This is a genomic window from Myroides oncorhynchi (assembly GCF_020905415.1).
Lineage (GTDB): Bacteria > Bacteroidota > Bacteroidia > Flavobacteriales > Flavobacteriaceae > Flavobacterium > Flavobacterium oncorhynchi_A.
This window is the reverse complement of record NZ_JAJJMP010000001.1, coordinates 367,501-383,324: the sequence shown is the minus strand read 5'-3', so window position 1 is coordinate 383,324 and position 15,824 is coordinate 367,501. Positions and strand designations below refer to the sequence as shown.

The following is a 15,824-nucleotide window of genomic DNA, read 5'->3' as shown; positions in this document are numbered from 1 at the left end:
ATTGATAGCTATGAGTTGAAATTGATTTAATAACTGAGGTGTTTTATTATTTTTTATATCTAAATAATAACATATATCTTTACAATCTTAATAATAGATTGTTTTATAGATGAAAACTGAAGCGCAATTAAAAGAAAGAAGCGGTAATAAATGCGAATTATGTGAGGCAACAGGGCATTTAAATGTTTATGATGTACCACCAGCAGCGGCTAATGAAGCAGATAAAGAGATTTATATTTGTGATACTTGTTTAGAACAAGTCGAGAAGAGAGCAGAGTTAGATCCAGCACATTGGCAATGTCTAACGACTTCGATGTGGAGTGAGTACTCGGCTGTACAAGTAGTAGCGTGGCGTATGCTTAACCGTTTCCGCAATGAGAGTTGGGCAGCAGATAGTTTAGAGATGATGTATTTAGGCGATGAGTTATTAGAGTTCGCTAAACTTACAGGTGATCATACAGGTGATGGAAGTGTAGATTTGCACAAAGACTGTAATGGGAATATCTTAGTAGGTGGTGACACAGTAACTTTAATCAAAGATCTTGATGTAAAAGGATCTACGATTAACGCGAAAATAGGAACTGCAGTGCGTAATATCCGATTAGTACACGATAATACAGAGCAAATAGAAGGAAAGATAGATGGTCAACAAATCGTAATCTTGACCAAGTTTGTAAAGAAACAAGCATAATTAATGACCAACAATATACAAACCTCTTAGTAGCAAACTAAGAGGTTTTTTATTTGTTGGTTTGGGTGAGTCCATAGTGACTCCATTAAAATAGCTTTTTTAATGGAGTCACTATGGACACACGGTGCTGTCAATATACTTGCATATAAAAGCAGAGTCAAACAGTATTGGATGAAGATATTAATATATATAATGTAAACTAAGAATAGAAAAGTATATGGTAATATAATACTTGCTAAAATCGTTTTGAGTAAACGATTTATATTTAATATAATAGAGTATAACCATAAAGTGGTCTCTCTTTCTTTGTGAATTTTCTAGTTTAAAAAGATTGGTATAAAGATAAGTTTTTTTTGTAAACTAATTTTTAAAGTATAGAAGTCATTTCTAATCGAAAGCAAGCCATTTAGGGATGCTAAATTCTTCTAATAGATGTGCTAGTTTAGTATTTTGATAGGTGTCTTTCGTTAGCCATTTGACTTCTGCTATTTCAGCTGCAGGTTGTAGATTTACGCTACTTACTATTACGTGATAAATATGAGCTGTGACAATAGTATTAGGTTCATTAACAGCTGTAGTGCTATGCGTGCCTAATAATATAAAGTCCTTAGAAGTTATAGTAAGGTTTAATTCTTCATTTAACTCTCTGATTAATGTCTGTTCAGGTAATTCTCCTTTTTCTATCTTACCACCAGCCATCATGTAATAAGAAGAATCTTTTTTACGGACAGTTAGTAGTCTATTAGAAGAATCAGTAATTAAAGCTGAAGCTAAGTAAAGTATAGTAGGTTTGTGCATTTTATTTTAATTTTAATAAGCACTCAAATATACGTTCTATATTGTACATATATTAGGAGTATCAGTTTCTGTAAAGAGCTGGAATCATTCTTATTAGTGTTAGAACTACTAGAAAGAGATCAATTTGTAGATCAATTAATTAATTTTAATCTTTTTTTTTGGTTATTATTTAAATAATTAGCCTAATATTTATTGAAGTTTATTATTTTTACAGCGAGATAAATGAAAAAAACACTTAGACAGAATAAAACTTTAAAAAAGATATAAGATTGTTTTTAAAAAGTGTTTTTGGTAAAAAAAATATTTTATCTTTATTGTATCAAAGTAATACTCTGATGTAGTAAAGAAGAATAGAGTATTACATTAGTTTAATTTTTTAAAATCTGTAAGCCTGATATTAGGCGAAAATGAACATCACAATGGTAAAAGAAGAATTTACTGAATTATTTAAAGGGTATAAAGTACCTAGTGAAATTAAAAGTCTATTGGAATTTCAAGTATTAGAGACAATTCCATCATATTATTCTAACGCTATTTATTTAATAGATGAAGAAGTAGGTATATTAGAGTCAATTTCGGAAGAAGATGACTTTATTAATTCGTTTATTCCTTTTGCAGAAGCTAATAGTACAGGTAGTGTATATGCTTTTTGGATACAAAATAAGGAAATTAAAAGTTTAGAAGACTGCCCTATTGTAGTTTTTGGAGATGAAGGCGGAGTATTTGTTGTGTCTAAAAATGTAAAAGAGTTATTACAGATTTCTGCATATGATGTTGAGCCAGTAGTATTTATGGATGAGTTTTATTTTCAAGATAAAGAAGAATTAATAGAGGAAGCAGAGTTCGAAGCTGCCGAGTTTAATAAGGAGTACTTAGATTGGCTTCGCACAGAGGCTAAATTAAAACCTATTCTTACCATTGAAGCGATTGATGATATTATTTCGTCAGCTCAACAACAATATGCTAAAGATTTAGCTGAGTTTATAAGTAGATTTGAAGAGTAAGTAAGATTACTTGATAGTATATAAAAATATAAAAGAGAGGGGTCCTCTCTTTTTTTGTTTCGTAACTTTAAAATAAAGTATTTTGCTGAATATAAATAAAGAATATGGAAGTTACACATTTAGATGAACAGCATAGGAAAGTAATAGAAAAACCCAAGAGCAATCTTACATTAGCCATTGTAGCTACTGTAGTAGGTATTTATTCCTTTCTTTTTATAGGTTTTTTCTTGGGCTTAATAGCAATTGGTTTTGCTAAAAAGTCTTCTTATAAAATAAGTAATGGAGATTATCAAGGAGCTATTGTGGCTTTTAATACAGTAAAAAAAATTTGTTACATTATTTTTGGACTAGTACTTTTAGCAGTACTCTATACCGTTTATGTAGTTATGGAGGCTGGGGGAGTTGGTGCTTTCCTAGAAATGGTGAAAAAGGAAAGTATGAGTGGGGTAAGATAGTAGGTTTAGGTAATGAGAAAGTGGAGTATACGCTTAATGTTTTTAGTGCCTATTATCGTAATATTATATTATTACTATAAGGTATTTGGGAATGGAGTTTTTGATATTGAGACATGTTACTTTTATGAGCAGTCCGGATGGTTATGTCCTGGATGTGGCGGACAGCGAGCTGTTCAGTTTTTGCTTCAAGGCAATGTGAGGGCTGCTATTAAATACAATAGCTTTATTCTAATATTTGTACCACTACTTATATATTTCTATATTTCGATAATAGAAGTGTATATAGTGAAAAATAATAGATACCAAGAGAAGTATACATTACCTAGAAGGTTTGCTTATGGGTTGATTGTGATTGTTGTGTCATTCTGGATAGGAAGAAACTTGTAATAAATAATAACCCCTTAATTTTCTTAAGGGGGTTATTGTTATATAAGATGTTTTATTTTGCAGTGAATGTTCTTAATTCATTATTACATACATAGTATATACTTCCAGTAGCAGGATCTATCTCATAAAGAGGTTTATTATTACTTATAGATATTTTATCTACTTCTTTGCCATCTGCTTTTCTCACTTTTACTAGTTGGGTAGTTTCTCCTTCAGTTCCTCTAGCAAAAACATAAGCATATTCAGCTGTTTGTTTTAACGCATTAAATCTGTGTTTAACTTTAGGCATTAATTCACTGTCTATATCATTCATAACAGACTGCTGAGCATCCATGTTTTTTTGTGCTTTAGCTCTATCTTGTTCACTGAATACATAATCTTTACTTTCTACCACTCTTCCATTGTTATCTCTATAGCTCACTGAATAAGAAGAGTTAGCTACCATATTGTGTTTAGCATTGCTGATATTTCCAAAAGTCTTAGCTGTTATAGCTGCAGTTTTTAGCAAACGTCTTCCTGCTTCTCCTGGTTCTTTATATGTATTGTGATAAATAACATTCCCATCAGGAGCAACACCTATTACATCATTTTGTCCTACAATGCATATAATTGACCCATTGATTACTTCTAAACTTGAAATAGTTTTGTCATTCTGTACATCTATTTTGTCTCCGATAGGCTCTGGAGCATCATTCGAGTTAGGGTCAAATTTGTATATTTTACGGTGATTATATGCTAAGAACACATTGTCTTTTTCGTTATGCCCTACAGCTATAGGTCTTTTTTTACTGAATTTGATATTTCTTTTCCATATTTTTTTCCCTGATGTATAGTCTACCATATTACCATAAGTATCGGTTAGATATAATAATCTGTTGTTATCTATTTTGTCTAAGAAGTAGATTTCATCCTCTGAATTATCAGCTATTTCTATAAATTTTTTCCACTGAGCTACACCTTCTTGATTTACTAAATTCATTTCTGTGTCTGCTATATATAGATAATTATTATCTACTGGTATCACTCTTTTTATAGATTTACCTTTAGTATCTTTTTTCCACATTTTTTTTCCATCAGTATAAGAGTAGAAGTTAAAGCCAGAATTATGTGCGATTAATATTCTATCATTCCAATCTTCTGGGTAGGATAAGAATTTAGTGCTTACGTCATTCTTCCATAATTTTTCTCCATTGCTTGTATTTAAAATGTTTAATGTAGTCTTAGTGCTTAGTAGAGAGGTAGTGTTCGTGATGGTGATAATATTCTGTAAGTTTTGAGATAAGATAAAACTATTGATTTTATAATCTGTTTTCCATGTGATTTCTCCACTATCTATTTTTAAATGAAACAAGAAACCTTTAACAGTTACATATAGATCATTGTTTACTTTTAGGATTTTGTCTTCTGTTTCATTTGCTCCAACAAAGAGTGATTTAAACATAGACATTTTTTCTTGAGTACCTACTTCTGTAATCCATTTTACTTTTTTCTCTGAAGGAGATAAATATAAAAAATTAAAAGCTGTTTCATCTGCTGTAAGCATTAGTATAGCGTTATCCTCTATAATAAAGTTAGTTGTGATTATTCTAGCTTTAGCTTCTTTAGAGTTGTAAAGTACTATACCATCTAGAATATTGATAACTAAGTCATTATTATCTAATGTGATTCTAGCATAAGGAGAGTTAGGTAGTATTTCTATTTCTGTAACTACTTCTTCGAAGTAAGACATTATACTTCCTTGGGTCGTTGATTTATAATCACTTTGATAATCTTTCTTGTTGATAGACCATGTAGTTTTATTTGTACTAGGATTGTAATTAGTAATAGTGTTCTTGTCTTAGACAATAACATCGCCAGAATAAGGAACTAAACTGATTGATTCGATATTACTTTCGAATTTAGTTGTTATGTCAGCTTGTCGCTGGGCATAAGATAAACTTGCTGTAAGAGCAAGTGTAATGAGTAGTATTCTTTTTACAATATTTTTTTTGTAAAATTAAGTTAAAAATTAATTGAAACTGTCTTTGTTCGTTGATTTTGTGATTTTTACATTTGTTTCATTTGTTTTAGAGTATTTATAAATAATCTAATTTGAGTCAAATTACTTTTTTAATAGTATAATGGCTTTTAAAACGTGTTTTTTGTTGATTTTGTAATTCAATATTTTTTATTTATTATTGCTTGATTTTGTTAAAATTAGTTGTAGATTTATGTATGTATTCAAATATTGTCATTTTATAAAATTTATAGCTCATTATTGTTGTTTTATTTTTCTTAAATTTAATAGATGTATATTGCATTATAATCAGTATTTACTATCTAGTTAAGCTGAAAAAATAAAATAAAACAAGATATATATCATGTTTAAAATTATTTGATTTTATGAATTTTGATATGAAATAAAAGAGCAGTCGCAATTATAATTGCACTGATTGTTATAAATAATTTAAAAGTAAAAAAATGAAAAGTACTAGAAAGGAACATGATTTTTTAGGTGAGTTAGAAATTCCAAATGATTTATACTACGGAGTACAGACATTTAGAGCTGTTGAAAATTTTAATATCACAGGACTTACTTTAAATAAGGAAACAGGATTTATCAAAGCATTAGGTTGGGTGAAAAAAGCTGCAGCTTTAGCTAATAAAGATTGTGGAGTGTTAGACGCTAAGGTTGCTGATGCTATTTGTTTTGCTTGTGATCAAGTTATTGCAGGTAAATATGATGACCAATTCGTAAGTGATTTAATTCAAGGTGGAGCAGGTACTTCTGTGAACATGAATGCTAATGAAGTAATTGCTAACGTTGCATTAGAACACTTAGGGCATTTAAAAGGAGAGTATCAATATGTACACCCTAATAATCATGTGAACTGTTCACAGTCTACTAATGATGCTTATCCATCCGCTTTCCGTATAGCGCTTTATAATAAAATAGAGGATTTTTGTGTTGTAATAGATAAATTGCAAAAAGCATTTGCTGTTAAAGGAGATGAGTTTGCTAAAGTGTTAAAAATGGGACGTACTCAGCTACAAGATGCTGTACCAATGACTTTAGGACAAGAATTTCATGCTTTTTCAACTACCATTGGCGAGGATTTAGCTCGACTTAGAGAAGTTCAGAAACTAGTTTTAGAGGTAAATATGGGGGCAACTGCTATAGGTACTAAGGTGAATGCTCCTGAAGGCTATCCTAGTTTATGTGTTGAGTATTTGGCAAAGGAAACAAAATTACCTTTAGTATTGTCTCCTGATTTAATAGAGGCTACTAGTGATACAGGTGCTTATGTTCAAATTATGGGAACTTTAAAACGCGTAGCAGTTAAAACGTCTAAAATATGTAATGATTTACGTTTGTTAAGTTCAGGACCTCGTACAGGGTTTAACGAAATTAACCTACCTGCAATGCAACCTGGATCTTCTATTATGCCTGGAAAGGTGAACCCAGTAATTCCAGAGGTCGTAAATCAAACATGTTTTTATGTGATAGGACAAGATTTAACGGTGACTCTTGCAGCAGAGGCAGGACAATTACAATTAAATGTTATGGAACCAGTAATCGGTTTTGCAATGTTTACTTCATTTGAGTACCTAGGTAATGCAATTCAAACTTTAATAGATAAATGTATTGTTGGTATTACTGCTAATGAAAAACATTGTGCAGAATTAGTAATGGGTAGTATTGGTATAGTAACTCAGTTAAATCCACTATTGGGATATGAGGCATGTGCTAGTGTAGCTGGAGAGGCTTTACTATCTGGAAAAAGTATTCATGAAATAGTAGTTTTGGAACGTAAATTGATATCACAAGAGAAGTGGGATGAGATTTATTCTTTAGAAAATCTGATTGACCCAAAATTGATTAATTCTTAATTTAATATAGTAACAATGAAAAAGGTATTTAGTTTAGTATTTGGTGTTTTATTAGCATTCCAAATGCAAGCTCAAACAAAAGGGGCTACAAACACAACAAAAGAAGAACCACGTGTAATCATTTTAGCTACAGGCGGTACAATTGCTGGCTCTGGTGAATCTTCTACTAAGGCAGCTTATACTGCTGGAAAAATTCCAATTGAAAATCTTTTGAATGCTGTACCAGAAATGCACAAGCTTGGAAAAATTAAAGGAGAGCAAATTGCACAGATAGGAAGCCAAGATATGAATGTTGAGACTTGGCTAAAATTAAGTAACCGTATCAATGAAATCTTTGAGAAAAATGAGGCTGATGGTGTAGTAATTACTCATGGTACTGATACTCAAGAAGAAACAGCTTATTTTTTAGAATTAACGGTTAATTCAAAAAAACCTGTAGTATTAGTAGGAGCAATGAGACCTGCTACTGCAATGAGTCAAGATGGTAATAGAAACTTATTAGATGCTGTTATGGTAGCTGCATCTCCTAATAGTAAAGAAGCTGGAGTAGTCATCGCTATGAATGAAGCAGTATTCGCTGCAAGAGATGTGACTAAAACAGTTACAACTAATATGGCTACATTTCAATCTAGAAATTTTGGACCTATAGGATTAATCTTTGATGGTAAAGTAAGTTATTATTACAAGTCACTGAGATCTCCAGAGAAAAAGTTTGATGTTAAGGGATTAACTAAATTACCTCAAGTAGAGATTGTTTATGGATATGCTGATGCTAGTCCTAAAGCTGTTACAGCCGCTAAGGAAGAAGGAGTAAAAGGTATTGTATATGCAGGTATGGGAAATGGAAACTTTAATGCTCCAGTAGGAGAAGCTTTAACTGATGCTGCTAAGTCTGGTATTATTGTGTGTAGAGCAGCTAGAGCTGGTGCTGGTAGAGTTACTTTATTTAATGAGGTAGACGATAAAGCATTAGGTTTTGTGGTAGCAGATGATTTGAATCCGCAAAAAGCAAGAGTTCTTTTAATGCTTGCATTAACACAAACACAAGATAGTGGTGTTGTTCAAGATATGTTTTTCAAATATTAAGTAAATATGGATTGTAGTAACTAAATATAAGAGGAGCGCTACTGACTTTTTGCAGTTTGAGCTCCTTTTTTAATTACTTATAAAATCTCAACTAATACAGTTTAGTTATGTTATTACTTGAATTTAGTATCCTGATAGGAATGATTCTTATCGGATCACAGATGAAAGGGATTGGTCTTGGTGTTATGGGAATGGTCGGACTGAGCATTTTTGTATTCATTTTTGGTATGAAACCAGGTGATCCACCGATAGATGTAATGCTTGTTATTATGGCTATTGTATCTACTGCTGCTACTTTACAAGCTTGTGGAGGATTGGACTATTTAGTAAAATTAGCAGAAAAGGTTATTCGTAGCAATCCTTCTAATATAGTGTTTATAGCACCTTTTACAGTTTACTTTTTCTGTTTATTTGCTGGAACTGCTCACTTGTTATATTCTTTGTTACCCATTATCTCAGAGGTAGCCGCTAAAAAAAGGATTAGACCAGAGCGTCCACTGAGTATATCTGTTATTGCATCGCATTTAGCTATTACTGGTAGCCCAATGAGTGCTGCTACTGCCGCTTTTGCTGGCGCAGGAATTTTAGCTTACCCTGGTGCACTAATAGATATTATGAAAGTTTGTATTCCAGCTTGTCTTATTGGAATTTTTATAGGTTGTCTTTCTGTAATTAGAAAAGGAAAAGAATTATCAGAAGATCCTATTTTCTTAGAAAAAATGAAAGACCCTGAATTTGCCAAAAGCTTAGATTCTAATGATTCAGCAGGAGAGCAAAAAACATTGAAAAAAGGAGCGAAGACTTCTGTTGTCATATTTTCTATTGCCGTATTGATGATTGTATTGGCAGGAGCATTTCCACAGTTGTTACCTGTTTTCGAACCTGGAGCAGCAAGTTTAGTGTTGAAAGCAAATGGCGAGTTACAAATGGTTGCAGTTATTAGTATGATAACATTGACTGCTTCTGCATTAATGATGATTTCTACTAAAACTAGTGCAGTAGATGTTACTAAAGTAAGTTTGTTTAGTTCTATGGCTACAGCTGTAGTATCAGTATTTGGTGTTGTATGGATGAGTTCAACATTTATGGCTCATAATGAGATTGTGATTAAAGCTTTTATGACAGATATAGTATCTGCTCATCCTTGGACATTTGCAATTGCTGTATTTATTTTAGGAGCTCTGATGTTTAGTCAAGCTGCAACTACTAAAACAATGATGCCTTTAGGAATGTCGTTAGGGTTATCCCACCCCGCATTGATAGCTATTTTCCCAGCAGTAAATGCTGATTTTGTACTGCCAGGTTATCCAACTTTGTTAGCTGCAATTAATTTTGACCGAACAGGAAGTACTAAGATTGGAAAGTTTGTGGTAAATCACAGTTTTATGATTCCAGGTATAGTTGCTATCGGTACAGCTATTGCTGCAGGTTTTTTACTTGGAGCTGTACTCTTATAGGTTTTGAATAAAGTGAAAGACAAATAAATAATTATAAAAAAATTGCAATGAAAAAAGTTATTTTAGCATTAATGCTATGTACGCAAGTCGGTGTTTTTGCTCAAGAATCCCAGACTACTTTAGATACTATCTCTAAACCAATAATTTCAATAAAAAAACAAAAGTTATTAGAAAATGTTGACGTTATTTTTAATACGCGTTTTGGTCTTGATAATCATTTTCAAGATGGAACATTTACTAATTCGGAATTTAATAATAACCAATTTCGTTTAGAGATTAAGGGAAAGATTCATGATCGTGTTTATTTTAGATTCCGTGATAGATATACACAACAATCTGAAATAGGTAGTCGTGATCATATTAGTAGAGGAACAGATATGGCATTTATTGGCGTATATCTAACTCCTAATACAAGATTAGATATTGGTAAGATGAGTGCTGATTGGGGAGGGTTCGAGTTCGATCTAAATCCAATCGATATCTTAGAATATAATGATATGTTGAATAATGCTGATAATTTCCTTACAGGTGTTGGTATTACACATAAACTAAAAAATGGACACTCTTTTGGATTCCAGGTGTTAAATTCGCGTACTAAGTCTTTTGAAGAACAATATGTAGGGTATGATATTTCAGCTTTAGAAAAAGCAAAAGCACCATTTGCTTTTGTAGGTAATTGGAGAGGTAGTTTTTTTGATGGAAAATTTGAAACAAACTATAGTTACAGTTATTTTCAAGAAGCTAAGAGTAATGCAATGAATTATGTGTCTCTTGGTAATAAATATCAAGATAGCAAGTTAACATTAATGTATGATTTTCAATATAGTCATGAAGACATTGATAGAAAAGGTATAACTTCTCGTATTATTAATGCAAATGCGGAGCGTAATGTTGTTGGTTATAAGGGAGATGTCTTAGCTAAAGATGTTGCTTATATGGATAACTGGTTAAGAGCTGATTATTTAGTGACACCTAAGATTAACTTATCTCTTACTTTGATGACAAGTAATGCTTATGGTAAAAATATTGAAAGCACAAATAGTGGAACCGATCGATTGAGTACTAGTTATGGATTTATTCCTGCTATTCAATATTTGCCATTTAAGGATATGAATATAAGATTCTATATGTCTTACGTTGGTAGGTATTATAACTACTCTTCTTATGCAAAAAATAATCTTGGATTAGAGAACTATAATACAGGACGCCTAACTATTGGATTTATAGCTCCTCTATTGATATTATAAATAAAATTGTTTTCAGAGTTAATGAAGCACAATATTTAAAGATCAGATAGTTTTTAACTTCAATATATACTAAATAAGACCCCGAAGCTATTCGCTTCGGGTTTTTTTATGCACTTTAGTGAACAGCAGCCTCTTCAACACTTCTTCAAGAGTTTTTCAATAAAAGGCTCTTCTAGCAGAGCAATCTTGTGGTAATGTTGAAGGGGATGGTATAGAGGTAGATGTTTGTTGGGCTTAGGAGGTATTAGGCAATTTATAGGAAAATAGTAGAAATATGTATTAATAATTGAAAAACAATTAGTTGTAAATTTAAACACACATAATGAGAACGAAAAAAACTATACCACTTTTTGTCCAAAAGCTAGGTAGAAGGTTAAAATAGAAGAGATTAACAGAAAAAAGTAGCTGTAAACAACACAATAAACGTACATAATAAGGAATATACACAGCCCAAAACAAGAAAGTAAGGTACAATTAATCAAAAACACGTTATATAAGAGGTATTCGCATTTCTATCTATATATAAGAGTAAAGAAAGAAATGTATCTCCGTTTAACGACATAATGCTATATTTGTAGTCTAAAACATAAGAAAGTCATGCTAAACCTTTTTACCTTTTCGGCTGAATTTACAAGTGAAGAAGCTTGCCGTTTACATTTTAAAGAGCAACGTGATAAGTTAGGAGTTACTTGTCAAAGATGTGGTCATGATGCCCACTATTGGATTCAAAGTAGATGGAGTTATGAATGTAAAAAATGTCGTTCTCGTATGACTTTAAAAAGTGGTACAATTATGGAGCATTCAAAACTATCTTTTTTGATATGGTATAAGACAATGTTCTTAATGACAGCGACTAAAAAAGGCTTTTCAACTTTAGAAATTCAAAAGCAATTAGGACTAAAAAGATATGAGCCAGTATGGGCAATGGTACATAAGCTTCGCAAGGCAATGGGTAATAGAGATAGCAAGTATACTTTAGAGGGAATGTTAGAGATGGATGAGGGATATTTTAAAGTAGAAACATCTGAAATAGAGAAATCTAAAACTAAAAGTGGTCGAGGATCTACAGGTGTTCAAAATGTTGCTATTATGGCTGAAAGTACAGTTTTAGAGAACATAGAAACAGGTGAAAAACAAAATCATGTACGCTTTTTTAAAGCTGTTGTTTTAGAAGATCATAAAGCTGAAAGTGTTAATGAAATGATCAGGAAAAATATTGAAGAAAGTAGCATTGTCTTAACTGATAAGAGTACTTCTTATGTAGATATTTCAGATTTTGTTCAGATACATATTACTGAAAAATCATCAGAACAAACAACAAAAGAGACTCTAAAATGGGTACATATAGCTATCAGTAATGCTAAAAGAAATCTACTGGGAAATTACCATAAAATTAAACGAAAATACCTTCAAGCTTACTTAGATGAATTCGTTTATAAACTTAATAGAAGATACTTTGGTGAAAAGCTCTTTGATAGGCTTATTATTGCCAATATTACAGCTTATGACAAATAACGGACATACATAAGAAAGAATTTAAAATCTCAATATTTAACTACAATAGGTATTACAGCCTCAGGACGCGATATAATAGAAAGCAACCAAAACAAGCTCGCTATATATAAGAGTACACTATAATATATAGACTACAACATCAAAACCCCTATCAGAAGCACATCCACAAGAGAAACCTGCCAAAGGCAAAAAAAACTTTACTAGCTAAAACGTCGGATAATAGCGAGTTATAAAATACTTTCAAAAAAAGGCAATATAAAGTTTGCAAGTAAAGGAAAAGATGCTACTTTTGCATCCGCATTAGAGAAGTAGTTACTACGGTAACTAGGGATCGAAAAGCAGACGATCATATAAAAATAGTGAAGCAAGTATTACTAAAAAATAGTTTTAAAAATTTATAAAAATAAATTTGGATAACAATAAAATAAGGTAGTATCTTTGCAGTCCGCTTCAGTAAAGACGAGGGGTTAGTGAAAAAGAGGGGTTAAATTTTCTCAAAATAAATTTTGCTAATTCAAATAAGTTTTTTACTTTTGCACTCGCTTTGAAACAGAAGTGAGATAGGATAGAAGAATACGTTCATAGACATATTGGATTGACAGCATACAAATAAGAGAGTAAGGCAAATCGCAAGATTTGGATTATAGTTTTTAATTTACGAAATTAAAAATATACGATGAAGAGTTTGATCCTGGCTCAGGATGAACGCTAGCGGCAGGCCTAACACATGCAAGTCGAGGGGTAGAAGGAGCTTGCTTCTTTGAGACCGGCGCACGGGTGAGTAACGCGTATGCAACCTACCTTATACAGGGGAATAGCCCGAAGAAATTCGGATTAATGCTCCATGGTTTATTGATGTGGCATCACATTAATAATAAAGATTTATCGGTATAAGATGGGCATGCGTATCATTAGCTAGTTGGTATGGTAACGGCATACCAAGGCGACGATGATTAGGGGTCCTGAGAGGGAGATCCCCCACACTGGTACTGAGACACGGACCAGACTCCTACGGGAGGCAGCAGTGAGGAATATTGGTCAATGGAGGCAACTCTGAACCAGCCATGCCGCGTGCAGGATGACGGTCCTATGGATTGTAAACTGCTTTTGTACGGGAAGAAACCTCTCTACGAGTAGAGACTTGACGGTACCGTAAGAATAAGGATCGGCTAACTCCGTGCCAGCAGCCGCGGTAATACGGAGGATCCGAGCGTTATCCGGAATTATTGGGTTTAAAGGGTTCGTAGGCGGCTTTGTAAGTCAGTGGTGAAATTTCCTAGCTTAACTAGGACACGGCCATTGATACTGCAGAGCTTGAATAATATGGAAGTAACTAGAATATGTAGTGTAGCGGTGAAATGCTTAGATATTACATGGAATACCAATTGCGAAGGCAGGTTACTACGTATTTATTGACGCTGATGAACGAAAGCGTGGGTAGCGAACAGGATTAGATACCCTGGTAGTCCACGCCGTAAACGATGGATACTAGCTGTTCGGATTTCGGTCTGAGTGGCTAAGCGAAAGTGATAAGTATCCCACCTGGGGAGTACGTTCGCAAGAATGAAACTCAAAGGAATTGACGGGGGCCCGCACAAGCGGTGGAGCATGTGGTTTAATTCGATGATACGCGAGGAACCTTACCAGGGCTTAAATGTAGATTGACAGATTTGGAAACAGATTTTTCTTCGGACAATTTACAAGGTGCTGCATGGTTGTCGTCAGCTCGTGCCGTGAGGTGTCAGGTTAAGTCCTATAACGAGCGCAACCCCTATTGTTAGTTACCAGCGCGTTAAGGCGGGGACTCTAGCAAGACTGCCGGTGCAAACCGTGAGGAAGGTGGGGATGACGTCAAATCATCACGGCCCTTACGTCCTGGGCTACACACGTGCTACAATGGCAAGTACAGAAAGCAGCTACCTGGCAACAGGATGCGAATCTCCAAAGCTTGTCTCAGTTCGGATCGGAGTCTGCAACTCGACTCCGTGAAGCTGGAATCGCTAGTAATCGGATATCAGCCATGATCCGGTGAATACGTTCCCGGGCCTTGTACACACCGCCCGTCAAGCCATGGAAGCTGGGGGTACCTGAAGTCGGTGACCGCAAGGAGCTGCCTAGGGTAAAACTGGTAACTAGGGCTAAGTCGTAACAAGGTAGCCGTACCGGAAGGTGCGGCTGGAACACCTCCTTTCTAGAGAATAATTAGGATTATAATAACTTTACTCTCGCTGTTAATACCAAAAAAAAGATACAAACAATAAGTATAGAGTCTCGTAGCTCAGCTGGTTAGAGTACTACACTGATAATGTAGGGGTCGGCAGTTCGAGTCTGCCCGGGACTACTAAATACTTAAGGTTATGTATTAAAAGGAAATACTAGAGGTTAGCTAACCGTTTTGTGGTAGTGATACCGATAGAAAAAAACGGGGGATTAGCTCAGCTGGCTAGAGCGCCTGCCTTGCACGCAGGAGGTCATCGGTTCGACTCCGATATTCTCCACTAGGCTTTAAAAGCCAAAACGATCATTGACATATTGATAACTTAACTAACAAAATAAAGTTAGAAAAGAATACAAACAAGATATAGAAATATATTAAAATTTATAGAAAGTACGATTCGAAAGAATTGTAAGCACATAAGCAAAATAAGGGCGTATGGGGAATGCCTAGGCTCTCAGAGGCGAAGAAGGACGTGATAAGCTGCGAAAAGCTACGGGGATCGGCACACACGAATTGATCCGTAGATATCCGAATGGGGCAACCCACTATGTTGAAGACATAGTATCCAATAAGGAGGCGAACCCGCTGAACTGAAACATCTAAGTAGGCGGAGGAGAAGAAAACAAAAGTGATTCCGCAAGTAGTGGCGAGCGAACGCGGAATAGCCCAAACCAAAGTTGTTACGGCAATTTTGGGGTTGTAGGACCACGATATTTCTTGCGGATTGAATTAGAACTACTTGGAAAGGTAGACCATAGAGGGTGATAGTCCCGTATAAGTAAGAGAAGATAAGAATAGTGGTATCCTGAGTAGGTCGGGGCACGTGAAACCTTGATTGAATCCGGCGGGACCATCCGCCAAGGCTAAATACTCCTGAGAGACCGATAGTGAACCAGTACCGTGAGGGAAAGGTGAAAAGAACCGTGAATAACGGAGTGAAATAGATCCTGAAACCATACGCCTACAAGCGGTCGGAGCTTCTACGTGAAGTGACGGCGTGCCTTTTGCATAATGAGCCTACGAGTTACCGTTGCTGGCAAGGATAAGTGATTAAGTCATGGATCCGTAGCGAAAGCGAGTCTTAATAGGGCGCTTT

The 15,824-nt window shown here is 34.2% G+C and carries 11 protein-coding genes, 2 tRNA genes and 2 rRNA genes (1 of these 15 running past the window's edge); 13 read left to right on the top strand and 2 right to left on the bottom strand.

Translation table 11 applies throughout. The annotated features are described in order from the left end of the window. Positions 1-109: 109 nt before the first annotated feature. Positions 110-691, top strand: a complete 582-nt coding sequence (locus LNQ81_RS01520) for a PhnA domain-containing protein (protein ID WP_229944412.1) — start codon at positions 110-112, stop codon at positions 689-691. A gap of 387 nt (positions 692-1,078) precedes the next feature. On the opposite strand, the gene LNQ81_RS01515 is transcribed toward LNQ81_RS01520, so the two are convergent. After that, positions 1,079-1,489, bottom strand: a complete 411-nt coding sequence (locus LNQ81_RS01515) for an NUDIX hydrolase (protein WP_229944410.1) — start codon at positions 1,487-1,489, stop codon at positions 1,079-1,081. Positions 1,490-1,908: 419 nt separating this feature from the next. On the opposite strand from LNQ81_RS01515, the gene LNQ81_RS01510 reads away from it, so the two are divergent. The 3 genes from LNQ81_RS01510 to LNQ81_RS01500 all read left to right on the top strand — a co-directional run bounded on the left by LNQ81_RS01510 (position 1,909) and on the right by LNQ81_RS01500 (position 3,335). Then, a complete protein-coding gene (locus LNQ81_RS01510) occupies positions 1,909-2,493 on the top strand; it encodes a cell wall assembly protein (RefSeq protein WP_229944409.1) in 585 nt (194 codons plus the stop codon). 104 nt (positions 2,494-2,597) lie between these two features. After that, a complete protein-coding gene (locus LNQ81_RS01505) occupies positions 2,598-2,948 on the top strand; it encodes a CD225/dispanin family protein (protein WP_229944407.1) in 351 nt (116 codons plus the stop codon). 12 nt (positions 2,949-2,960) lie between these two features. Further along, positions 2,961-3,335: a DUF2752 domain-containing protein gene (locus LNQ81_RS01500; protein ID WP_229944406.1), complete on the top strand. Its 375-nt coding sequence runs from the start codon at positions 2,961-2,963 to the stop codon at positions 3,333-3,335. A 52-nt stretch (positions 3,336-3,387) separates the two neighbouring features. Here LNQ81_RS01500 and LNQ81_RS01495 read toward each other — a convergent pair whose 3' ends face one another. After that, positions 3,388-5,064, bottom strand: a complete 1,677-nt coding sequence (locus LNQ81_RS01495) for an outer membrane protein assembly factor BamB family protein (RefSeq protein ID WP_229944404.1) — start codon at positions 5,062-5,064, stop codon at positions 3,388-3,390. A gap of 731 nt (positions 5,065-5,795) precedes the next feature. On the opposite strand from LNQ81_RS01495, the gene aspA reads away from it, so the two are divergent. The 9 genes from aspA to LNQ81_RS01450 form a co-directional block, all read left to right on the top strand. Beyond that, positions 5,796-7,205: an aspartate ammonia-lyase gene (gene aspA / locus LNQ81_RS01490; protein ID WP_229944402.1), complete on the top strand. Its 1,410-nt coding sequence runs from the start codon at positions 5,796-5,798 to the stop codon at positions 7,203-7,205. A gap of 15 nt (positions 7,206-7,220) precedes the next feature. After that, complete coding sequence (locus LNQ81_RS01485) at positions 7,221-8,291, top strand: type II asparaginase (RefSeq protein ID WP_229944400.1); 1,071 nt, start codon at positions 7,221-7,223, stop codon at positions 8,289-8,291. A gap of 107 nt (positions 8,292-8,398) precedes the next feature. After that, a complete protein-coding gene (locus LNQ81_RS01480; protein ID WP_229944399.1) occupies positions 8,399-9,748 on the top strand; it encodes an anaerobic C4-dicarboxylate transporter family protein in 1,350 nt (449 codons plus the stop codon). A 47-nt stretch (positions 9,749-9,795) separates the two neighbouring features. Continuing rightward, the gene (locus LNQ81_RS01475; RefSeq protein ID WP_229944397.1) at positions 9,796-10,995 is read left to right on the top strand and encodes a porin; all 1,200 of its coding nucleotides are present in this window, start codon (positions 9,796-9,798) and stop codon (positions 10,993-10,995) included. Positions 10,996-11,592: 597 nt separating this feature from the next. After that, entirely contained in the window at positions 11,593-12,510 is a 918-nt protein-coding gene (locus LNQ81_RS01470) for an IS1595 family transposase (RefSeq protein ID WP_229944311.1), read from the top strand. Positions 12,511-13,183: 673 nt separating this feature from the next. Then, a 16S ribosomal RNA gene (locus LNQ81_RS01465) occupies positions 13,184-14,701 on the top strand. 76 nt (positions 14,702-14,777) lie between these two features. Beyond that, positions 14,778-14,851, top strand: a tRNA-Ile gene (locus LNQ81_RS01460). Positions 14,852-14,934: 83 nt separating this feature from the next. Next, positions 14,935-15,008, top strand: a tRNA-Ala gene (locus LNQ81_RS01455). A 134-nt stretch (positions 15,009-15,142) separates the two neighbouring features. Continuing rightward, positions 15,143-15,824, top strand: a 23S ribosomal RNA gene (locus LNQ81_RS01450) (it continues 2,213 nt past the right edge of the window). Together the 16S and 23S rRNA genes with 2 tRNA genes alongside form the textbook arrangement of a ribosomal RNA operon.

Excerpts from the sequence above, each read along its gene's own strand:
- LNQ81_RS01515 (WP_229944410.1), bottom strand. The coding sequence starts at position 1,489 with ATGCACAAACCTACTATACTTTACTTAGCTTCAGCTTTAATTACTGAT.
- LNQ81_RS01520 (WP_229944412.1), top strand. The coding sequence starts at position 110 with ATGAAAACTGAAGCGCAATTAAAAGAAAGAAGCGGTAATAAATGCGAA.
- LNQ81_RS01500 (WP_229944406.1), top strand. The coding sequence starts at position 2,961 with ATGAGAAAGTGGAGTATACGCTTAATGTTTTTAGTGCCTATTATCGTA.
- LNQ81_RS01475 (WP_229944397.1), top strand. The coding sequence starts at position 9,796 with ATGAAAAAAGTTATTTTAGCATTAATGCTATGTACGCAAGTCGGTGTT.
- LNQ81_RS01485 (WP_229944400.1), top strand. The coding sequence starts at position 7,221 with ATGAAAAAGGTATTTAGTTTAGTATTTGGTGTTTTATTAGCATTCCAA.
- LNQ81_RS01505 (WP_229944407.1), top strand. The coding sequence starts at position 2,598 with ATGGAAGTTACACATTTAGATGAACAGCATAGGAAAGTAATAGAAAAA.
- aspA (WP_229944402.1), top strand. The coding sequence starts at position 5,796 with ATGAAAAGTACTAGAAAGGAACATGATTTTTTAGGTGAGTTAGAAATT.
- LNQ81_RS01495 (WP_229944404.1), bottom strand. The coding sequence starts at position 5,064 with ATGTCTTACTTCGAAGAAGTAGTTACAGAAATAGAAATACTACCTAAC.
- LNQ81_RS01480 (WP_229944399.1), top strand. The coding sequence starts at position 8,399 with ATGTTATTACTTGAATTTAGTATCCTGATAGGAATGATTCTTATCGGA.
- LNQ81_RS01470 (WP_229944311.1), top strand. The coding sequence starts at position 11,593 with ATGCTAAACCTTTTTACCTTTTCGGCTGAATTTACAAGTGAAGAAGCT.
- LNQ81_RS01510 (WP_229944409.1), top strand. The coding sequence starts at position 1,909 with ATGGTAAAAGAAGAATTTACTGAATTATTTAAAGGGTATAAAGTACCT.